This window comes from Kitasatospora purpeofusca, assembly GCF_034043715.1.
Lineage (GTDB): Bacteria > Actinomycetota > Actinomycetes > Streptomycetales > Streptomycetaceae > Kitasatospora > Kitasatospora purpeofusca_A.
Map to the genome: position 1 here is coordinate 111,637 of NZ_JAXCLC010000001.1, position 19,938 is coordinate 131,574.

The 19,938-nt window shown below is 73.8% G+C and carries 23 protein-coding genes and 1 tRNA gene; 2 read left to right on the plus strand and 22 right to left on the minus strand.

What is annotated here, in order from left to right:
- Window positions 1-165: 165 nt before the first annotated feature.
- The 3 genes from SM793_RS00520 to SM793_RS00530 all read right to left on the minus strand — a co-directional run bounded on the left by SM793_RS00520 (window position 166) and on the right by SM793_RS00530 (window position 2,655).
- On the minus strand, window positions 166-375 hold the full coding sequence (locus tag SM793_RS00520; RefSeq protein ID WP_320435935.1) for a DUF397 domain-containing protein: 210 nt from the start codon (window positions 373-375) through the stop codon (window positions 166-168).
- Window positions 372-1,235, minus strand: coding sequence for a helix-turn-helix transcriptional regulator (locus SM793_RS00525; protein WP_320435936.1), 864 nt, complete (start codon window positions 1,233-1,235; stop codon window positions 372-374). The genes SM793_RS00520 and SM793_RS00525 overlap by 4 nt, the downstream gene beginning before the upstream one ends.
- Window positions 1,236-1,899: 664 nt before the next feature.
- The gene (locus tag SM793_RS00530) at window positions 1,900-2,655 is read right to left on the minus strand and encodes a GOLPH3/VPS74 family protein (RefSeq protein WP_320435937.1); all 756 of its coding nucleotides are present in this window, start codon (window positions 2,653-2,655) and stop codon (window positions 1,900-1,902) included.
- Window positions 2,656-2,953: 298 nt separating this feature from the next.
- Between SM793_RS00530 and SM793_RS00535 the strand changes: the two genes are divergently transcribed.
- Window positions 2,954-5,146 (plus strand): D-alanyl-D-alanine carboxypeptidase, encoded by a 2,193-nt coding sequence (locus tag SM793_RS00535; protein WP_320435938.1) that lies wholly within the window; start codon window positions 2,954-2,956, stop codon window positions 5,144-5,146.
- 101 nt (window positions 5,147-5,247) lie between these two features.
- Here the strand turns inward: SM793_RS00535 and SM793_RS00540 are convergent, their stop codons facing one another.
- Together SM793_RS00540 and SM793_RS00545 are read right to left on the minus strand one after the other, a co-directional pair.
- Window positions 5,248-6,186, minus strand: coding sequence for a YhjD/YihY/BrkB family envelope integrity protein (locus SM793_RS00540; protein ID WP_320435939.1), 939 nt, complete (start codon window positions 6,184-6,186; stop codon window positions 5,248-5,250).
- A 118-nt stretch (window positions 6,187-6,304) separates the two neighbouring features.
- On the minus strand, window positions 6,305-7,870 hold the full coding sequence (locus SM793_RS00545; RefSeq protein ID WP_320435940.1) for a glycosyltransferase family 39 protein: 1,566 nt from the start codon (window positions 7,868-7,870) through the stop codon (window positions 6,305-6,307).
- Between the two features lie 199 nt (window positions 7,871-8,069).
- Between SM793_RS00545 and SM793_RS00550 the strand changes: the two genes are divergently transcribed.
- Window positions 8,070-8,142: transfer RNA gene (locus SM793_RS00550), tRNA-Arg, on the plus strand.
- Window positions 8,143-8,206: 64 nt separating this feature from the next.
- Here SM793_RS00550 and SM793_RS00555 read toward each other — a convergent pair.
- From SM793_RS00555 to SM793_RS00635, 17 genes are all read right to left on the minus strand, one after another.
- Entirely contained in the window at window positions 8,207-9,385 is a 1,179-nt protein-coding gene (locus tag SM793_RS00555; protein ID WP_320435941.1) for a site-specific integrase, read from the minus strand.
- The gene (locus tag SM793_RS00560; protein ID WP_320435942.1) at window positions 9,385-9,627 is read right to left on the minus strand and encodes an excisionase family DNA-binding protein; all 243 of its coding nucleotides are present in this window, start codon (window positions 9,625-9,627) and stop codon (window positions 9,385-9,387) included. The genes SM793_RS00555 and SM793_RS00560 overlap by 1 nt, the downstream gene beginning before the upstream one ends.
- A gap of 336 nt (window positions 9,628-9,963) precedes the next feature.
- Window positions 9,964-11,922, minus strand: a complete 1,959-nt coding sequence (locus SM793_RS00565) for a DUF3987 domain-containing protein (protein ID WP_320435943.1) — start codon at window positions 11,920-11,922, stop codon at window positions 9,964-9,966.
- Window positions 11,923-12,024: 102 nt separating this feature from the next.
- Window positions 12,025-12,372 carry a hypothetical protein gene (locus tag SM793_RS00570; RefSeq protein ID WP_320435944.1) on the minus strand — a complete coding sequence of 116 codons (348 nt, stop codon included), beginning with the start codon at window positions 12,370-12,372 and terminating at the stop codon, window positions 12,025-12,027.
- The gene (locus tag SM793_RS00575; RefSeq protein WP_320435945.1) at window positions 12,369-13,064 is read right to left on the minus strand and encodes a DNA methylase; all 696 of its coding nucleotides are present in this window, start codon (window positions 13,062-13,064) and stop codon (window positions 12,369-12,371) included. Before SM793_RS00575 ends, SM793_RS00570 begins: the two co-directional genes overlap by 4 nt.
- 91 nt (window positions 13,065-13,155) lie before the next feature.
- A complete protein-coding gene (locus SM793_RS00580; RefSeq protein ID WP_320435946.1) occupies window positions 13,156-13,362 on the minus strand; it encodes a hypothetical protein in 207 nt (68 codons plus the stop codon).
- 112 nt (window positions 13,363-13,474) lie between these two features.
- On the minus strand, window positions 13,475-13,750 hold the full coding sequence (locus tag SM793_RS00585; RefSeq protein WP_320435947.1) for a hypothetical protein: 276 nt from the start codon (window positions 13,748-13,750) through the stop codon (window positions 13,475-13,477).
- A complete protein-coding gene (locus SM793_RS00590; protein WP_320435948.1) occupies window positions 13,747-13,956 on the minus strand; it encodes a hypothetical protein in 210 nt (69 codons plus the stop codon). Before SM793_RS00590 ends, SM793_RS00585 begins: the two co-directional genes overlap by 4 nt.
- 230 nt (window positions 13,957-14,186) lie before the next feature.
- Window positions 14,187-16,286, minus strand: coding sequence for an FtsK/SpoIIIE domain-containing protein (locus tag SM793_RS00595; RefSeq protein ID WP_413815844.1), 2,100 nt, complete (start codon window positions 16,284-16,286; stop codon window positions 14,187-14,189).
- 253 nt (window positions 16,287-16,539) lie between these two features.
- Window positions 16,540-16,734 (minus strand): hypothetical protein, encoded by a 195-nt coding sequence (locus tag SM793_RS00600; protein WP_320435949.1) that lies wholly within the window; start codon window positions 16,732-16,734, stop codon window positions 16,540-16,542.
- A 13-nt stretch (window positions 16,735-16,747) separates the two neighbouring features.
- Window positions 16,748-17,149, minus strand: a complete 402-nt coding sequence (locus tag SM793_RS00605; RefSeq protein ID WP_320435950.1) for a hypothetical protein — start codon at window positions 17,147-17,149, stop codon at window positions 16,748-16,750.
- 56 nt (window positions 17,150-17,205) lie between these two features.
- A complete protein-coding gene (locus SM793_RS00610; protein WP_320435951.1) occupies window positions 17,206-17,703 on the minus strand; it encodes a transcriptional regulator in 498 nt (165 codons plus the stop codon).
- Between the two features lie 43 nt (window positions 17,704-17,746).
- A complete protein-coding gene (locus SM793_RS00615; protein ID WP_320436070.1) occupies window positions 17,747-18,076 on the minus strand; it encodes an RRQRL motif-containing zinc-binding protein in 330 nt (109 codons plus the stop codon).
- A 50-nt stretch (window positions 18,077-18,126) separates the two neighbouring features.
- Complete coding sequence (locus SM793_RS00620; protein ID WP_320435952.1) at window positions 18,127-18,444, minus strand: hypothetical protein; 318 nt, start codon at window positions 18,442-18,444, stop codon at window positions 18,127-18,129.
- Window positions 18,441-19,403, minus strand: coding sequence for a DUF2637 domain-containing protein (locus SM793_RS00625; RefSeq protein ID WP_320435953.1), 963 nt, complete (start codon window positions 19,401-19,403; stop codon window positions 18,441-18,443). Before SM793_RS00625 ends, SM793_RS00620 begins: the two co-directional genes overlap by 4 nt.
- The gene (locus SM793_RS00630) at window positions 19,400-19,549 is read right to left on the minus strand and encodes a hypothetical protein (RefSeq protein WP_320435954.1); all 150 of its coding nucleotides are present in this window, start codon (window positions 19,547-19,549) and stop codon (window positions 19,400-19,402) included. Before SM793_RS00630 ends, SM793_RS00625 begins: the two co-directional genes overlap by 4 nt.
- Window positions 19,546-19,833 (minus strand): hypothetical protein, encoded by a 288-nt coding sequence (locus SM793_RS00635; RefSeq protein WP_320435955.1) that lies wholly within the window; start codon window positions 19,831-19,833, stop codon window positions 19,546-19,548. Before SM793_RS00635 ends, SM793_RS00630 begins: the two co-directional genes overlap by 4 nt.
- Window positions 19,834-19,938 lie beyond the last annotated feature (105 nt).

Below are 19,938 nucleotides of genomic sequence, written 5' to 3' on the forward strand. Positions count from 1 at the left end.
TCCTGCGCCGCCGGGGCGGGGCGGGGCGGGGCGGGGCGGGGCGGGGCGTGCTTGTCGGGGGCATGCCTCCGGACGCCAAGGTGCCCGTAGCGGTGGCCGCCGCCCCGGGGGGAGGGCGACGGCCACCGCTACGGGCACCTGGGCCGGGAACCGGCACGAGGTCGATCAGAGGCTGCCGAACGCTCCGGCGCCCGCGGCGGCGGCGAACGCGTTCCAGGCCTCGGGGGAGAAACTCAACTGCGGTCCCTCCGGGTCCTTGGAGTCACGGACGGCCACCTGGTCGACGGCCGGCACCCTGATCTCCACACACGCGCCGTTGCCGCCGCTGTGACTGCTCTTGCGCCAGCTCGTCCTGTTCTCGAAGGTGGTGCTCATCGGTGGTATCCCTCTTCAATGTCGGCTATCAGTGAGCGGGTCTCCGCCACCCCGAGCGCGGCCGCCCTCAGGTGGTCGTAGAGACTGGTATAGCGGCGCACGTCGGCCTCCTTCTCCAGGTAGAGATCGCTCGTCACCCCTTCGAAGTAGACAACCGTCGAATCGGCTGACTCCGGGAACTCCAGCAGGGAGAATGTCCCGGTCATTCCGGGGTGGGCACCGTGCGAGAACGGGATGACCTGGATGGTGATGTTGGGGCGCTGGCTCAGCTCCAGCATGTGCTTCAACTGGTGGGCCATCACCTCGGTGCTGCCGACCTCCCGGCGCAGCACGGCCTCGTCTATCACCGTCCACAGACTGCCCAGCGGGTTCTCGCCGTTGACCCGGTCCTGGCGCTTCATCCGGACCTGCACCCGGCGCTGGACGGAGAGGGCGTCGGTGTCCGGCTGGGTGCCCTCGACCACGGCCTGGGCGTACTGCTCGGTCTGCAGCAGCCCGGGCACGAAGGAGGACTCGTAGGCGCGGATCGAGGAGGCCTCGGCCTCCAGCCCGATGTAGACGCTGTACGGGGTGGGCATGTCGTTGAAGTCGTGCCACCAGCCGCGCTGCCGGGACTCCCGGGCCATCTCCATCAGGCTGGCCCGCATCGCCTCGTCGGCGACGCTGTAGACGTCGCACAGGTCGCGGACATCGCGCTGGCTGATGCTGCGGCGGCCGTTCTCCAGGCGGCTGATCTTCGACTGGGAGACCATCAGCCGGCCGGCGACCTCCTCCGCGGTCATCCCCGCCGCGTCCCGGAGCTTGCGCAGCTCGGAGCCGAGGCGTCGACGACGCACCGTGGGATTGATGTTCGCGGACACGTCGGCCTCCGGTCGGACCTCTGGTGATCGTTGGAACGGAAGTCCTCGGAACACGGTGGAAATCTGGATCAACCCCCTGACGATGAGCAGCATGTCACCCCGGATCAGGTCGGCGCCGGGAAATCACAGGAGCGCGGTAGAACAGATCATCGGAAAAGCGCCTTTGCGAGACAGCGGGCGCCTCCGGGTGGTAGAGGCGCCACGGTCCGGGTCCGGTGGTGCGGCGGCGGCGTGACGGATGTGGTGCGGATGCGGGTGCGGATGCGGCTCGGGGCCGCGCAGGTGCTGGTGGCACGTGCGGGGGCGGTATGCGGCCGGGGGTCCGGACGGGGTCCGGACGGGGGTCGGACCGGCTCGGGGGACGGCGGAGGGGCGGTCGCCCGGCGACTTCCGTCGCGGGCGACCGCCCCTTCTCACTACCTGGTGATGCCGGGTGCTCGGCGCCCCCGTGGGGCGTGAGCGGTTCGGCGTGCGCTGCCGTGCGCGCTGGTGCGCGCTCGGCGAGCGGGGTGGTTCGGGTGCCCGCAGGACCGCGGGCCGAGCAGGGGTTCCCGGTGGGGGTCCGGGTGAGGGTCCGGGTGGGGGTCCGGACCCAGGTTTCGGTGAGGGCCCCGGTGCGGCTTCCGGTGCGGTCCCCGGCGGGCGTCCGGCCTCGGCGGGAGCCTCAGCGGACGACGACGTGGGATGCCGGGACCCGGCCGCCGCCGCTGCCGCGCCCGGCCGCCGGGCGCCGATCGACCCGGCCTCCCGAGCCCGACGGTGCCGCGGTTGTCTGGGCGGAACGGTTCTGCTGGCTCGGCAGGCCGTTCTGCACGTCCATCACGGCGTGCGCGACCATCCCGCCCAGCGGGTCGTAGCGGATCAGGTCGCGCAACCGCGATCGCGAGGACCGGCCCTCGTTGCCTGGGTAGAGGTGCTTGCCCAGACCGACCGAGTGCGCCAGGGCGGCGAGCGCGGCCGTCCGCGGGTCCGGCGGCACGCCGGTGCGGATCGCGGTGTCCAGTCGCTGTTTGATCGCGGCGTTGGCGCAGTCGTCCGACGCCTGGTAGCGGATCGTCGGCAGCACCCCGCACACCTGACCGGGCACGGCGGTCACCATGCCGCAGCGCTCCAGGTGTGCGAGGTAGGTCTGCCGCAGCCCCAGTCGGGGCCCGCCGATCCAGTGCGTGGCGCGGACCGGGCTGCCGCGTCGTCGCAGCAGCTCGAGCGCGTGGTCGAGTGTCGGGTCACCGGTCGGCCGTGGGAGCACCACGGCGATTCGGTCACCTTCAGGAACGATCCGTCCGGCCAGGGACAGCTCGACGAGCTGTGCCCCGGCGAGTCCGAGGTCGAGGGTCTGCGGCTGCGCCGTGGTGCCCGTGGCCGGGTCCAAGGCGAGCAGCAAGAGCTCCTCGGGAACACTTCTGCGGCTCTTGCCCATCCAAGCCTCCCCGCGTGGATGGGAAACAGCGTGACGCCTCTCACACGGGCTTGTCGAGTACGCCTCCGAATCGTGACCTTGCGATCGACCGGGGGAACCGCCCGTGGCGGGCCCGGCGTCTGACCGTTGAACAGGCCGCGGCGCGGCCGTGCCGCGCTAATAACCGCCGGTCGGGCGGGGTGTGGGCGACCGGATCGGTCGCCGGTGGCGGAGACTGTACAGGTACACGGGGCGGGGTACCGGCTTCCCGAAATCGGGTCGGCCGGTGCCCCGCCGGGCGTTGAGGAGGCTGGGTTACGTGGGCGAGTCCCCCGACAGGGTGCTGCGGGACGGCGATCGGGCGCGGGAGCGGGACGGCGAACCGGCCGGGTCCGCCGCGTCCGAGGAGCAGGCCGGGCCGGCGGCGGACGGGGCGGCGGAGCCGGAGCCGGGCGCCGCCGCCGAGGCTGCGGAGGCCGTCGACGCCCCGACCGCCGACGCCCCGTCCGGCGACTCGGACGGCGTCCCGGACTCCGCCGACGGCGGGTCGGGTCGGCCCGCCAAGCCCGCCACGGTGCAGCTGCGCGTCCGGGATTCGGACACCCGGACGACCGCGCTGCGGATGCCCGTGGACCAGGCGACCACCGCGCTGCGGATGCCGTCGGACGACGCGACCACGGCGCTGCGCCTGCCGTCGGACGACGCCACCACCGCACTCCGCCTGCCGAAGGAGTCGCGCAGGCCGTCCGGGGCCACCGCGATCGGTTCGGCCGAGCGGGCGGAGGGGGCCGCCGGGGCCGGGTCCGACACCCCGGACCGCCCTACCGGCGCCGACCCCCGTCTCGCCATTCGGACACCGCCGACGGCGGCGGCCGGGTCCACCGGTCGCACCGAGACCGAGACCGAGGCCGAGGCCGAGACCGAAGCGGAACCCGCCGGGAGCGACGCGGACGTAGACGGGCAGCCGGCGTCCGCGTCCGTGTCCCCGGCGACGGCCGAACCGGCGGAACCGGCCGCCCCGGCCGTGCGGGCCGAGAAGTTCGAGAAGCGGGAGGACACCGAACGGACCCGGATGCTGCGCCTCCCCGCCGCCGCCGACACCGCCCCGAAGCCGCCCGCCCCGACGCCGGTCCCCGAGCCGGTCCCGAAGCCCGAGCCCGAGTCCGGGCCGGCCCCGAAGCCGGTCCCCGCCCCCGAACCGCTGCCCCTGCCCGAACCCGCGCCACTGCCCTTCCCGGAGTCCACCTCCGAGGCGATGGACGTGCTGGCCACGCTCAACGGCCGACCGGTCTCGCCGCTGCGCCGCGCGCTCAAGCGGATCACCATCTGGACGGTTTTCCTCGCCGTCGTCCTCGGCGCGATGGTCACCGCCCAACTGCTCCGCCCGCTGCCGGACACCAAGGTGCGGATGACCGCCGCCGGCGGCTTCGGCTTCCCCGGCGACCCGCTCGACCTGGCCTGGCCCGCCAAGGGCCAGTCGGCCGCCGGGGTGGTCGGGATCGGCAGCCTGGGCAGCTCGGGCCCGGAGACACCGGCCTCGATCGCCAGTGTCACCAAGGTCATGAACGCCTACCTCATCCTCCAGGCGCACCCGCTGAAGAAGGGCGAGGGCGGTCCGAAGATCACCGTCGACAAGCAGGCCGCCCAGGAGTCCGGCAACGTCGACGAGTCCCGGGTCACCCTGACCGAGGGGCAGCAGCTCAGCCAGTACCAGGCGCTGGAGCTGCTGATGCTGCCCTCCGCCAACAACGTGGCCCGGCTGCTGGCGCGCTGGGACGCCGGATCGGAGGAGGCGTTCGTCAAGAAGATGAACGACACCGCGGCCGGGTTCGGCATGGCCAACACCACCTACACCGACCCGGCCGGCTTCAACGCCGAGACCAGGAGCACGGCCAAGGACCAGCTGAAGCTGGCCGAGCAGGTGATGCAGGACGAGGTCTTCCGGCAGATCGTGTCGACCCCGGACACCACCTTCAACAACCAGAAGATCTCCAACACCAACACGCTGATCTCGCCCAAGAACGGCATCATCGGCGTCAAGACCGGCTCCAGCACCCCGGCCGGCGGCTGCCTGATGTGGGCCGCGTTCAAGGACGTCGCCGGTGTGCGGCGGCTGATCCTCGGCGTCACCCTGGGCCAGCCGGCGACCACCGCCGAGCCCAGCATCCTCAAGGTGGTGCAGGGCGTCAGCGCCAAGCAGATCCAGGCGGCCCAGAACGGGCTCACCGGTCAGACCCTGGCCAAGCAGGGCGACGTGGTCGGCCGGGTCGACGACGGCCTCGGCGGGTCAGTCCCGGTCGTCGCCGCGCAGGACCTCTCGGTGGCCGGCTTCCCCGGCATCACCGGCACCCTGGTGCTGGACCCGCTGAAGGTCGGGCACCGGGTGACGGCCGGGACCCAGGTCGGTGTGCTGCGGTCCGGTGAGGGCGCCAACAAGGTCGAGGTACCGGTCGTGCTGAAGTCCGACCTCGCCCCGCCGTCCATCCTGGCCCGGCTGACCCGGGCCCTCTGAGGTCCGCCGCACCCGGCCGCACCTGGCCGCACCGTCCGGGCACACCCTCCGTGCAGACCGTCCGGCCGCACCGTCCGGCCCGCCGTCGGGGCGGTCCGCGCTCAGAAGCGCGGGCCGCCCCACCGGCCCGGTTCGGTGCGCGAGCCCAGCAGCTCGGCGACGGTCTCCTCCTCGGCCACCACCCGGCCCAGCGCGATCGCCAGCGTCACCCCGGCGAACACCACGATCAGCCAGGACAGCGCGGTGAACACCACGCCGTAGGGACCGAACTGGCCGATGCTGCGGTTCATCGCGTTCGGCAGGTAGACCCGCGAGGCCACCCCGACACCGACCACCGCCACCCCGGAGAGCAGCGCCCCCGGCAGCAGTGGCAGCCAGCGCACCCGGTTGCCCAGCAGGAGGTGCTGGGTCCACCACCAGAGCGCCGTCGCCCCCACGAAGGTCAGCGGGACGCCGAGCCAGGCCCCCAGGCCGAAGCCGTCCCGGACCGGGGTCTGGCACACCAGGCAGACCAGCCAGACCAGCAGCCAGACCAGCCAGCGCCAGGCCGCCACCCTGGTCCCCGACTTGGGCAGCTCCCAGCAGCGCTCGCAGACCCGCTGCATCGCCCGGCTCAGCGCCGTCGCCGAGAGCAGGGTCATCAGCGCGCCGATCGCCCCGAAACCGGGGTCCTCGTGGTGGGCGGTCCCGAGCAGCTGCTGGACGGACTGCGCGGCCGCGCCCTGGAGCCCGAGTTCCTTGCGCAGCGAGTGCACCAGCCCGTCCCGGACGGCCTCGGGGGTGAACACCGCGACCACGAACAGCGCGGGCAGGGCGCTCAGAAAGGCCTGCGCGGCCAGCCGGGTCGCGCAGTCCAGCAGGTTCACCCGGAGCAGCTGGCGCACGGCGCGGCCCACCAGCGGGACCTGCTGGGGCAGCTCGCGCGCCGAACCGGCCAGGGCCGCCGACCGCTGCTTCCACCGGTCCGTACGCCGGGCCGACGGACGTTCCGGTCGAGGTGTCCGCCGCTCGGGAGGCTGCTCGCTCGGCTGCTCGCTCACGGACGGTCCTCCCGACCTGGTCGCCGTGCTCCATGGTCGCCCGGGCCCCGGCGCGCCGCATCCGGGCCGCTCCGCGCCCCGCCGGTCGGCGATCCGCGGGCCGGCGCCCGCGCGGGGGTCAGCGACCGGCGCCGGCCCCGTCCAGCAGCGCGAGCGTCATCCCGCCCAGCGGCGTCACCTGCTGCGGCGGGCCGAACCGGCTCCGCAGGGCGGCCGCCTCGCCGACGGGCACCTCGGCGAGTGGATCGGCGGTGTCGCCCAGCACGACCAGCCAGGTGCGGGTCCCGGCCCCGGTGCAGTCCGCGGGCTTCGGGCACGGTATCGGGAAGAGGTCCCCGGCCGGCACGGCTCCGCTCGCGATGAACAGGGGGTACGGCCGCACCTCGTCCGGCAGGTAGTAGGAGACACCGGGGCCGACCATCGACCAGGCCTGGCCGCCGATCGGCACGGCCAGCCCGTCGCCGGGCCGGTAGCCGGCCGCTATCAGCCGGGCCACCTCCTGGTACGGCTCCTTGGACTGCGCGTGCGATCCGGGGTAGCGCACCAGCGACTGCCGGGGCAGCGCCGCCGCCCCGGTCACCGCCACCACGCCGACCGCGAGCAGCAGCCCCGCCGCCCGCAGCTCCGGCCTGGTCCGACCGGGCCTGGCCGCCGCCGTCACCGCCGCGTACACGGCGCCGACCCCGCAGCCGGCCAGCGCCGCCCAGGCGGGGACCGTGAACAGCAGGTACCGGTCGAGGAAGTACGAGGTGGAGCCGCGCGAGAGCACCCAGACCGCCAGCACCGGCAGCACCGCGAGCAGCAGCAGTCGCAGCGCCGGCCCGCGCCGTCCGGGCAGCACCAGGGCCAGCACCGCCAGGACCAGGAAGACGTGGAACACCCGGGCCGAGCCGAACAGCGGCTCGCCGAAGTGCCACAACTGGTCCACGCTCGGCCGGGCGAGCCAGCCGAGCTGCCGCTCCGACTGCTGTCGGCCGAGGAGCGCGACCGGCAGCACCGCCACGACCAGGGCGGCCAGCGCCACCGCCAGACGGCCGAGCAGCCGCCGCAGGTCCGGACCGCGGGCCCCCCACAGGTGCGGAGCGACCAGCGCCGCCTGCCCGGCCAGCGCACTCAGGGAGACCAGGTGCGCGGCGCCGGCCACCGCCATCGCCAGGCCGTACGCGATCCACCGCCAGGGCGTCGACCGGTCCAGCGCGCGCAGCAGGAACCAGGTCGCGGCCGCGACGGCGCAGGTCACCAGCGCGTAGGAGCGGGCCTCCTGGGCGTACCGGGAGACCAGTGGCACGGTCGCGAAGAGCAGTCCGGCGCAGGTGCCCGCGACCCGGCCGCCGAACAGCCGTGCGGCGGTCAGCGCGGTGAACGCGGCCGCGCCCGCCATGGCCAGCACCGAGGGCAGCCGCAGCACCGCCGCCGAGTCGCCGAACAGCGTGATCCAGCCGTGCAGCAGGACGTAGTAGGTGCCGTTGCTGGCGTCGACGTGCTGCAGCATCCGCAGCAGCTCACCGAGCGGGCGGACGGCGGACGTCCAGCTCGCCACCTCGTCCCGCCACAGGGTGGGGGTCCCCAGCCGGTAGCCGCCGACCACCAGCATCACGAGCGCCGGGGCCAGCCAGGTCGCCGGCCCGGCCACCCGTGCCGCCCGGCGGACGGATCTCTCGTACCACCGCTCGCCCGCCACCATCTGCCGCCCCCGCCTCTGTCCACCGGCCGGACGGCCCCGGGGCCGAGGGCCGTCGAGTCCCGTCCTCCCAGGCTAACCGGCACTCCTCGCGCAGATCGGGCCGCCCCCGGCCCCGCTGACCCGCCGTCGGCCCGCCGCCCCGAGCCCGTCCCCGTCCAACCCTCTCCACCGATCCGCTAGGCTGTCAGCGGTCTTCCCCGCCTCAGTAGCTCAGGGGATAGAGCACGGCTCTCCTAAAGCCGGTGTCGCAGGTTCGAATCCTGCCTGGGGCACAGCACGAAACGCAGAAAAGGCCCAGGCCAGAGGGTGAATCCCTCCGACCTGGGCCTTTGCCGTTCAGTCCTGCTGGTCACCCCGTGCCACGTCCGTGCCAGAACGCTCCGGCGGGACCCCCTTCGACAGCTCCCGCTGCACCATCTCGTCCATCCGGTCGGCGACGGCCCGGTCCCGGTCGCTGGACATGTGCTGGTAGATCAGCGCCGCTCGCGCGGTGCTGTGTCCCATGCGGGTCATCAGCTCCCGAGTGCTCGCGCCGCTCTGCGACGCCATGTTGTTCCCGGTATGGCGGAGATCATGGAAATGCGCCTCCATCGGGATCCCCGCCCCCTCCTTCGCGGCGATCCAGTCGTCCCGGAAGTTGCTCCGGCGCAGCCGACCGCCGCGCGGCCCGATGAACATGTGGCCGTCCGACTCCGCCCCCGCGAAGTGCTCCAGGTGGTGCCGCAGGGCGTCCACGATCGAGTCGGGGAACGCGACCGGGCGGAACCCCGCGCGGCTCTTCGGAGCCTTGTCGTACAGCTTCCCGTTGTACAGCTCAGCCTGGTTCCTGCGGACCCGCAGGAGCCGGGCGTCCAAGTCGACGTCGCGCCGGCGGAGCGCCGCCAGCTCGCCGAACCGCAGCGTGGTGAACGCGGTCACCAGCACCAGCGCCCGCCACCGGGGCGCGATGGCGTCGGCGGCCGCGAAGACCTCGGCGACGGACAGGACCGGGCGCTCGGGCACGTCGTAGGTGTCGGCGCCCTTGATCCGGCACGGATTGCGCCGGATCAGCTCATCGTCGTCCACGGCGGTGTTCAGCATGGCTCGCAGCATCTGGTACGCCTTGACCACGGTGGGCTCGCCGACGCCGGACTCCAGGAGGTGGGTCCGCCAGGTGCGGACCCGGGCCGGGGTGATGTCCACAAGGAACCTCGGGCCGAGGGTCGGCATGATGTGCAGCCGAAGCGCCGTCTCGTACCGCTCCCGGGTCGTCTCCTCCAGCTTGCGTTCCTTGAGCCACTTGGTCGCGTACTCCCCGAAATTCACCTTCCCGGCATCCGGGTCGACCCACTTCTCCCGGGTGATGTCGGCTTCGAGCTGGCTCAGCCGAACCTCGGCGTCGGTCTTGGTGGCATAGGTCTTCTCGTCCGGCCGAAGCTCCCCGGTCAGCGGGTCACGGTAGCGGACCTGCCAGCGGCCCGACGGGAGCTGACGGACGGAGCCAAAGCGGCGGCGGCTGTTCTTCTTGGCGGTCATCAGGCGGCGGTCCTGTTCCTGGTGGAGCGACGGGCGCGGATGGGCTGGACGGTGTTCTCGGCGATGAACTCGGCGACGGCGGCTTCCGGGATGCGGACGTGACGGCCGACCTTGACGAAGGTGATCCGGCGTTCCTCGATCAGCCGGCGAGGGAAGCGCTCGCCGCTGCTCTCCCAGGTGCCGAGGATCTCCGCGACTTCCCGGACGGTGAGAAGCCGGGCCTTGAGCTGTGTTGTGGTCACTGCTGTGCTCCCTGGGCGGTGGCGGGGGCGGGATGCCGCCGCAGAAACCGCAGAATCCGCAGAATTCGGGGCTCATCGGCGCTGAGCTGCGGTATTGGCGGTTTGGGGCGGCGGTTGGTGATCTCCGCAGAATTCCGCAGAAAGTCCGCAGAATTCGGGCAGGAACGGGCCGGCCCCGGAGCCGGTGGCAGGCTCCGGGGCGGGCGCGATCGGGTGGCCGTGATTTGTGCGGAGTTTCTGCGGTTTTCTGCGACAGTGGATCTTGCAGGGGTTCCCGCAGGTCACGGCCTGTGCCGGGGCTTTCTGCGGTTTCTGCGGTTTCTGCGGCGGGGTCGGCTACTCGTCGCCGGACAGCGCGGGGTGGACCTCGTAGCGGGGGGAGGGTTTGCGGCCCCGGGTGCGGGGGCGGTCCGGCACCGGTTCGAGCCGGAGGTAGCCGTGTTCCTCCAGCAGCGCGAGGGCCGGGTCCAGGTCGGCGGCGGTGGGGAAGTCGGAGCGGCTGAGCTTGGTGAACAGGTCCCGGCGGCTGACGGCGCGCCAGCGGTTGTCCCGGCAGACGTCCAGGACGGCGCTGGCGCGGGTGACGGTGGAGTCCGCGCCCATGGCTTCGAAGACGCTCAGGGCGTGGGTGGTGAAGTAGTCGCCCAGCTCGATGGCGCCGGCCATGGTGGCCTCGGTGACGGGCTTGGTGTGGCCGTCGGTGAGGTGCACGGCCAGGTGCAGCAGGCCGGCGATGCGGGCGACGGTCCCGGCGAGCTTGCCCGCCCACTTGGCGATGTGGCCGAGTTCCCCGCCCCGGGCGGCGAGCTGGGGTTCAAGGCGCTCCTGGAAGGCGATCAGGAGGGCGTCGGCGGCGGAGGTGAGCTGGAGGACGGCCGGGTCGGTCCAGTCCGCCAGCGCGAGCGTCAGGGCGGTGATGTGGCGCTCGTAGGTGTCGGCGACGTGCGGGGCGACCGGTTCGGTGATGATCCGGCGGGAGCCGACCGTGGAGGCGGGCAGGCAGTACAGGAAGCGGGCGAGCAGGCCCCGGCCGTCGAAGCCGCGGACCCGGGCGATGTCCTCCAGCACGCTGGGCTGCACGGCCAGGCCCATGGTCAGCGCGGGGGCCTCCACGAACTCCTGGCGGGTGCGGCGGTCGACGCGCAGGCGGTCCCCGGCGTGGCCCTTGAGGAACACCTCGAGGTTGGGGGTGCCGGAGTAGCGGCCGGCGATGATGTCGAAGATCCCGCCCTCGGCCGACAGGACCGACAGGCGCCCGCCCTGCTCGGCCAGCAGGCTGGTGATGGCTTCCGGGGTGGCGTCGTCGACCAGCAGCCGGGGCTGCGACGGCACGGTGATGCCCTCGGCGGTCTGTGCCAGGCCGATGGCCTCTGCCACCAACTGGTCGCGCTCGGGGCCGTCGGCCTTGGCGGCCTTGGCGGCGGCCGTCTCGGCGACCTCCCGGGCCAGACGGGCGGTCAGTTCCGCTTCCACGATCCGTCCGGCCGCCGCGTCGCCGAGGGCGCGTTCGGCGGTGTAGAGGGGGTTGGTCATGGCGGCGAAGACGGCGCTCTTGCGGTTCGCCGGGGGCAGGGCGACAACGGTGAACAGGTTCACCGGCTCGCGCCAGCGGCCCCGGATGTGGACGACCGCACGGCCTCCGGCGGCGGTGGCCAGCACCGACAGGGCGAGGGTACCGGCCATGTCGGGCGGGGTCTGGGACTCCTCCGCGACCCCGGCGACGTAGTCCTTGAGCCAGCCCGGGAGCGCGTCCACCGGGAAGGTGGGCAGGGTGCGGGAGGCGGTCAGCGGCACCGGGTCCGGCCACGTGGCGGGCTCGGGCTCGGTCGGGACGGCGAGCACGGCCCGCAGTTTATCCGCGTCGGCCCCGGGCTCGTTGGCCGCTTGGACAAGGCGGGTGCCCGCCTCGATCAGGCGCCGGCGCTTGGCGGTCTCGCGCACGATCGCCGCGTAGTACTCGGCGTTCGCCGCCGTCGGGGTCGCCGACACGAGGCCGGAGACGTAGGCGGGGCCTCCGACCCGGCCGAGGTCGCCGGAGCGGCGCAGGGCGTCCGTGACGGTGATCGGGTCGGCCGCCTCGCCAAGGTCGAGGATCGCCCGGTGGATGGTCTCGTGGGCGGGCCGGTAGTAGTCGCCGACGTCCATGACGGTGGCGACGTCGCCGAGCGCGGCCGGGTTGAGCATCAGGGCGCCGAGGACGGCGCGTTCGGCCTGGAGGTCGTTGGGCACCGTGCTGTCCGGGGTGTGGAGCGGGACGACGTTGTCGTCGGGCCCGGTTGCGGGGTGTCGGGTCATGCGGTGCGGGTCTCCCTCTGGTGTGTGGCGAGCAGGGGGACCCGGGGCGGCGGGCTGTCCTTGGCCGGGAGTGCCGGCCGCCCCGGGGTGGAGCGCAGGTGGTCAGAACAGGGCGTCCGGCGCGGCGGCCGGGACGGTGTCCTGCCGGGTCCGGCGGGTGCGGGTGGCGTCGTGGCAGCGCTCGCACCACGCGGCCAGCTCCCGCTTGGGCAGGGCGGCGATGCGGTGCGGGGGTAGCAGCAGAGCGGCCGGGTCGGCCGGGGCGGCGAGCAGGCGGACCCGGCCGCAGCCGTGGCGGGTCTGGTAGCCGCCGTGGACGCGGTCGCACCGCCCGTCAGTCTTGGCGTGGGTGGTGCCGCAGGTGCCCCGGCACTGGCAGCGTCCGGCTGCGGCGGCCATCACGGCCTGCCACAGGTCGGCCCCGGCGAGCGGGGGGACGCGCCCGTTCACGCGGCGACCTGCTCGGCGCCGAGCCAGTCGGCGGCGTGGCTGCCGATCAGGTGGGTGTAGGCCGGGGGGATGGCCTCGGCCAACTCCCGTCGTTCGGCGGTCCAGTGGATGCCCATGGCGTCCTGCCACTCGGCGACGGTGCCCTTGCCGCCGCCGTTGCCGTAGACCTGGAAGTACCAGCCTTCGTGACGGACCCCGTGCCGGTAGCCGGCCGTGCGGCCCCGGTGCGGGACGTGCGGGGGCTGGAGGGCGAACCAGCCGCCCAGCTCGAAGATCCTGTGCCGGATGACGCGCAGGTCGAACATCTCCCCGCACAGGGTCAGATCCGCCCTCATTCGGCGGGAGGCTCCGCCGGGCGGCTGCTCGATCACGTACGGGCGCCCGACCGCGTCCAGGACGGCCCTCGTGGGTTCCAACAGGTCCGGGTAGGTGTCGCGCTTGGCGGCGTTGGTGCCGGCGGTGAGGGTGCAGTCGTGCTGGCACGGCGGGCTGGTGTGGATGAGGTCGTACTCGTGGCCGTGGGCGCGGATGTACTCCACGGCGTCGCCCTGAACGAAGCGGTGCGGGTAGTTGGGCTGCGGGGCGATGTCGACGCCGGTCACGTCGAACCCGGCGGCGGCGTAGCCGGATCCCGCGCCTCCCGCGCAGCAGAAGGCGTCCAGGACTTTGAGCGGCGGTGCGGTCGGGGTCATGCTGGGGGTTCTCCTGATTCGTCGTGGCGAGCAGGGGAACCGGAGCGGCCGGGCTGTCCTTGGCCGGGAGTGCCGGCCGCTCCGGGCTGAGTCAGTTCTCGTCGGGGGCGCCGTACTTGGCGTCCCAGCGCTCGAACGCGGCCTCCTGGATACGGTCCGCCTGCTTCTCCAGCCGCTTGGTGGACTTCCCGCGGCTTTCGGCACGGACGACGCGCACGCCGAGCAGGAACAGGCGGGCGGCGTCGGCGATGTTGTCGGCGCCCATCTGGCGGGGGTCGAGGTAAGTGCGCTTGGTCATGCGGCCCTCCCGGGCAATCACGGGTGGGAGCGGGCTGTCCGTCCCTGGCACCGCCCGCACCCCGCCCGGCAAGGGGCGAGGCGCAGGTGGCACCGGGGTCGGCACAGACCGGTCACGCCGCCCGGCGGGCGCCGGGGAATGCCAGGACCGTGGCGAGCGGGACGGGCTGGCTGTCGGTCGGGGTGGGGATGCCTTCGCCGCCGTCGGGCGGGGCGATGCTGGTCCCGGCCGCGCGGGCGGCGCGGTTGGCGGCGGATTCGGCGAGCACCTGCCGGACGGCGGCGGAGTCGGTCTTGTCGCCGCGCCGGGAGACGAGGGTGGCGGCGCCGAGGACGGCGCCGGGGCCGAAGAGGACGGCGGCGGTGATCGCGTCGGTGGTGAGGCTCATCGGGTGCCTTCCCGGGTGGCGGTGGCGAGCAGGTCCAGGACCGAAGTGCCGAGGGCGGCGGCGCGCTGCTCGATGCCGGTCCAGGACTCGGGGTCGATGTGGAGCAGGGCCGCGAGGGCGGCGGCCGGCCGGTGGTCGGCGGCGGCCGTGAGCGCGTCGCGCAGGTGGACGGCGGCCAGCGGACGAACACGAACGGGGGTGTTCACGTGGTGGCGCTCCTCTCGTTGCTGGTGGCGGAGAGTGACGGCGGTTGGGCAGGGAGGGAGAGGGGCCCCGGGCCGGGAGAGCCGGTTTCCGGGGCCCCTGAGGGGGCGGGGGTACTGCCTCCCTGCCTCCCTGGTGCGTTGATCTGGGCTGATCAGGGGTGGTGTGGGGGTTCAGGGAGGCGGTCAGGGAGAACTCCCTGCTTCCCTGCGGCCTCCCTCTGGCGCGTCGGTTACGCTCCGGCGTCCTCGGTGCGGAGCTGGAGGGCGGATTCGACCTTGGCGCGGGAGACGACCATCTGTCCGTCGGACTTGTAGGGGGCGGCGCCGACCGCGTCCAGCACGGTCTTGAGGTCCCCGAACGTCCACTCCCGGTAGGCGCCCGGGTCCCGGGCGGCCAGCCCGGAGAGGACTTCCTGGGTGCGCATGCGCTTCTCGTCGCCGAGCACGGCGGCGACGTCCGCGAGCGGATCCGTCTCGTCGGGGCGGTCCACGGTGGAGCGGGTGGTGACCCCGGCGCGGCGGGCCTTGGCCCGGCCGGCGATCTCGATGGCGTGCGCGCCGGCGATGAAGTGCGTGCGGATGGTGATGCTGCTCTGGCCGGGGGCGAGCTTCACGCCGTCACCGGCCACCACCAGCGTGCCCTTGTCGAGGCCCTGGCGGAGCTTGTGCGGGGCGGCGCCGCCGTCCACGGCCTTGTCCCCGAGCGCCATGCGCGCCTGCTCCTCGGTGCCGAGCACGAGGGACGCGCGGATGTGGGCGCCCTCGCGGACCATCTTGGGCAGGTTCTCGTTGGTCGGGTCCTGCGTGCCCTGCCACAGCAGCACGTTGACCACCCGGCCCTGGTTGTGGAGCTTTCGGGCCGCCATGTAGTACCGGCTGGTGGCCTTGGTCCCGCCATAGGGGCGCTTGTCCTCCCCGATCGCCGGGCACATGAACGCCACCTGCGCTTCGTCGACCAGCAGGACGATCGGGCGGAACCGGGGGTCGGTGCGGGCCATCTCCCGGGTCACGCCGTCGGTGGCACCGGACTGCTCCAGCAACTCGATCCGCCGCTCCATCTCCGCGACGCCCTGCTCCAGCATCTCCGTGGCGGAGATGACGTGCTCGTCGGTCGGCCCCTGGATCAGCACGGTCGCCAGGCCGTCGAACATCCGCCAGTCGCCGGCGCCCTTGAGGTCGGCGACCCGGAACTCCACGCTCGTGTCCAGGGCCAGCCACAGGGCCAGCGCCCGAAGGGCAGCGGTCTTGCCCTGGTTGGACAGGCCGGTGATCAGCAGGTGGCGCTGCAGCAGGGACAGGGCGGCGGCGTCCCCGCGCAGGTCCTGCCCCCAGGGGGCGCGGCCGTTGTAGAGGTCGGCGCTCAGGTCGGGGTCGGTCACCAGCGGCGAGGGGCCGATCGGTTCGTCCAGCGCCCCGCTGTCGGCGATCCACAACCGGACGGTGCGGGCGGCCTGGGGGATGGTGACGAACACCTCGTGTTCGTGCCGGGCGAGGTTCTCGGCGAGCTTGCGGCGGCGCTTCTGCACCTCCTCCGTGGACACGCCCGAGGGCAGGGTGACGTCCACCTCCACCCCGCATCCGGCGATGCGGATCGGGCCGAGCATCCCGGCCCCGGCGTCGCCCATCTCCCGGATCGCCGACCGCAGCGGGGCGATACCCAGGTCCCGCAGCGCGGTCACCACCACCGAGGGCGTGATCGGCGCCCCGGCATCGTCCTTCACCGTGCCCGGCAGGGTCCACGCGGGGGCGGCCTGGCGGTGTCGGCCGATCGACCACAGCGACAGCAGGACCAGGAACGGCCCCGCCACGATGGTCGGGCCCCACAGGATCCCGATCAGGATCGCCGCCCAGCGGATCAGCTCGATCACGGTCATCGTCGGCCCGACGACCTTGGTGATGTCCTGCTCGGCGATCGCCAGCACGATGCCGAGCAGCAGCAGGGCGCCCTGCGTGGTGCCGACGGCGAACGCGGCGGCCTTGGCGGCCTGCTGCGGGGCCTTCAACAGGTCCATGCGGCGCTGGTGGCGGGCGGCCCGGAACGCCGCCGCGCGGACCTCCCACTCCATGGCCACCTCGTGCTGGCCGGCGGCCTCGGCCGTGCGCATCATCCGCTCGTAGCGGGCGAGCGTGCGCCCGTCCCACGCCCGCTTCGCGGCGATCACCCCACCGGCCGCGACGTAGGCGCCGTGGCGCACGACAAGGCGGGTGGCGGTGCGGGTGCGGTCGTGGGTGAGCACGACGCGCACGGAGCGGCCCCCGCGCACCCACGCCGGAGCCCGCACCGGCCCGCCGTCGGCGACGGGGGCGGGCGCGGGGGTGGTCTTCGGCAGGACGACGCCCTCCAGCGGGAGGGAAGCCGCGGGAACGGGGGCGGCCTCCGGCTCACTGGGGGCGGGCACGGTGGTGCGGGTGGCGCGGACCTTGGCCAGGTCCACCACCACACCACCGCCGGGGCTGTGCTCGGTGCTGTGCGGCTGGTTCACTGAAATTCCTTCCTCACTGCGATGTGGTGCGGAAAGGGGCCCGGGACGGCCGGACACGCCGGCAAGCAGCACGGCCGTCCCGGGTGGTTGGAGCAGGTGGTCAGCGGCCCGTGCGCTTGAGCTCGTGCGCGTGGCACAGAACCGGGGCGTGCATCAGGCCGATCCGGTGGACGGTCCAGCGCCCGGCCGTCAGCGGGCCCGGCGGAACCCCGTCCACGATCCGGCCCGTGCGACCGACCACACTCGGGTCGTCCTCGCAGGACACGATCAACACCTCGTCACCAGCGGCGAACACGGCGCCTCCCCGGTCAGGCGGTCTTGAGGATCGCGGCCAGTGCGGCGGCGGCCTCGGTGGTGGTGATGGACTCGCCCTTGAGGTGGCCGCCGTACATGAGGTCGGCGTTGCGGACGACGTCGGTGGCGGTGGCGAGCGGGCGCCCGCCCTCCCACCGGCCGTAGGTGACGAGCTGCCACGCGGTGTGGCGGGCGATCCGGGCGCGGCTGTCGGCGCGGCGCTTGGCCCGGCGGCGCTCGTTGGCGGCCTGGACGCGCTGCTCGGAGGTCCAGACGGCCTGCTTGGCGGCGAAGTCGTTGTGGAGCGGGTCACCGGTCGGGCAGGGCTCCATGTTCAGGCACGGCTCGCAGTCGGCGGTGTGCTTGACGGAGACCTGGAACGCGGTCATGTAGGCGATGAACGGCAGGTCGGACACGGGCTTTCCCCTTGTCTCGGCGGGTGTCTGGGTGGTGGCGGTGGCGCCGGCGGTGTTCAGGCGGAGGCGATGAGGGCGGCGGCGGTCTCGAACGCGTGGTGCCATGCCTGGTCGAGGGCGTAGGCGCCGGTGCCGAGCGTCGGCGCGTACGAGCCGCCTCCGGTGACCGGGTGCGCGGGGTGCGCCGGGGTCCCGAGCGCGTAGAACGCGCCCTTGCCGGTCGCGCCGGCCAGCAGCCGCAGCGGCTCCCTGCGGTCGGCGACGTAGTGCGTGACGGCCGACAGGGCGAGGGCGGCGGCCAGCGGGCCGGGCCGCAGCCGCACCCCGAGCAGCCGCGTTCCGGCGAGCAGGACGGCGCCCTGCGTGGCGGTGTAGGCGGCGACGTGCGCGGCGCAGGCCCGGCGCCCGGCGGCGCTCGACTGCCCGTTGAAGTGGTCGTGCTGGCCCTTGGTGGTGGCCTGGTGGTCGGTCTGGATCCAGTGGTCCGCGACGTCCGCCGACGCCCGCAGCAGGGCGTAGACGGCGGCGAACCGGGCAGCGCGAATGCTGGTCACGATGCTCTCCAAAGAGGCTGTGGCGCAAGGAAGTTGGGGGATGTCAGGCCGCGAGCGGCAGGCCGTCGGCGCAGGGCAGGCAGGTGCCCAGGTGCGCGGGCAGGACGTAACCGGCGTCCGTGCCGCAGGTGACGCAAGTGCGGCGCGCGCGGTTGGCGGCGGCCAGTGCCCGCAGGCGACCCGGCGTCATCGGCCGAACCGGCTTGGCCAGGGCCAGGCGGTAGAGGTACGCGGGGCGCGGGTCCTTGGTGAGGCGGGAGCGCCAGAGGATCTGAGCGGCGACGGGCTGTCCGCCGGGCCGCAGACCCCGGGCGCGGAGCTGGCGGCGGGTGAGCAGGTCGGACGGGGCCATGCGCCACGGGTAGGTGGGCATGCCGCCGTGCCGCTCACCCGCCGGGTCCCAGAAGCGGGGACGGGCCACGGCTACTTCTCGGGGATGTCGGCGACGGCGAACAGCTCCACGGGCACGCCGTGGACCTCGCCGATGGCGCTCATGCAGGCGCCGTGGTGGCAGGAGCGGTAGGCGATGTCGCGCGGGTCGAGGTCGAGGGCTTCGCGCCACTGCTCGAACCGGGTGAGCGATTCGTTGACGACCAGGACGACTCCCCAGTCCGGGTGTCCGGCGTCGCTCTCGTGCTCGTGCAGCTCGAATTCGTCGGGCTGCGGGATGTCCCCGTGTTCGGTGAGCATCATCATCAGCGCGTGCGCGGCGTCGGCCCGGCTGGCGGCGAGCGTGGTCACGATGCCTTCTCCTCAGTGGTCGCGGGGGCGGTGCCGGCGGATTCCTGGGCGGGGTCGGGCACGGCGTGCAGCGCAGGCCGCTCCGCCTCGGCGGCGGCCGGCGCGGCCGGCGCGGACTGCTCGGCGCGGTCGGCCTTGAGGGTGGCGCGCAGGGTCCGCGCATTGACGGCCGACGTCCGCAGCTCCACCCGGATCCGGTCGGCCGTCAGTTCGGCATCGGTCCAGTCAGCGGTTGCCGACCGCGCCTCGGCGAGCAGCTCGTCCGCCGTGCGCTTGGGTCGGGCCGTGCGGGCCGACTGCGGCACCGCGCCGGTCGCCCGACGGGGCCGCGCCGCAGCCGGGGCGGTCGGCTTGGGGGCCGGTGCGATCGGCTCCGCCTCGGCGGGCGGGGCGGTCGGCCCGGCGGGTGCGGTGGTCGGCGCCGGGGCCGGTGCGGGGTCGGGCGACCGGTACACCGACCGGTCCGGATCGGCCGCAGCGGATTCGTGCAGCTCAGACCCCGACCGATTCGTCATGGTCTGGTCCGACTTGTCGGCCTTGGGCTTGGCGTGCAGCACCTTCGCCACCAGGTCCGACCCGAAGTAGATCGACCCGACCGGCAGCGACGACGCGAGCAGGACCAGCGCCCAGTGCGCGGGCGCCCACTCGGCCAGTCGGACCCGACCGCCACCGTGCAGAGTCGGCACGAGTCCGTGCACGTAGTTGAGCACCAGCGACGCTGCCGTGTACCCGGCCAGCACCCGCAGCGCGAACCGACGGTCCGCGTCGGTCAGTACGAGTGCGACGACCAGCGCCAGCGCCATGAGGCCGTCGACCACGAGCGGGTAGACGGTGGCGGCGGTCGGGTCGGCCCCGATCGCCGCCGCGACGTCCCGCAGTGCGTTCCACGAGACGCGGAAGGCCATGGCGGCCACCGCGAGCAGGCCGGAGATCAGCCAGACCTTCCCGGCCCGGCTCACCGCGCTTCTCCCGCCGGTGCGGCGAGCAGCGGGCGGGCGGCCTCACGGGTGATGCGGGCCGCCTCGGCGGCCACGGCGGCGGCGATCCGGGCGGCCTCGGCAGCGACGGCCGCCCGCGCGGCCTCCGCACGGGCCTCGGCCGTCACGCCGCCACCCCCGACCGCAGCCGGCGGGCGGCGGTACGCGGGCGGACCAGCGGGACCGGGGCGGTCCGCAGCAGTTCGGCGGCGATCTCCGCCGACTCCGGGTCCGACTCCCACAGCTCCGCCAGCACCTCACGGGCCACGTCCGTACGCGCCAGGCACTCGGTCACGCTCTCGCCGGCCACACCGCCGAACAGCGACCCGAACGGGTCGTTGTCGACGCCGAGCGCCAGCTCGGTGAACTCCAGGGCCGAAGTGGCCCGTTGCCCTGCAACAATCGACTTCATGGGTCTACCTACCTCGTTCCAGATTGGGAGGTGGGCCCCAGGGGCCGCCGCGCGCCCGGCCAAGGAAGGCGCGGCGGCCCCGACACATCCGGGCCCAGACCACTC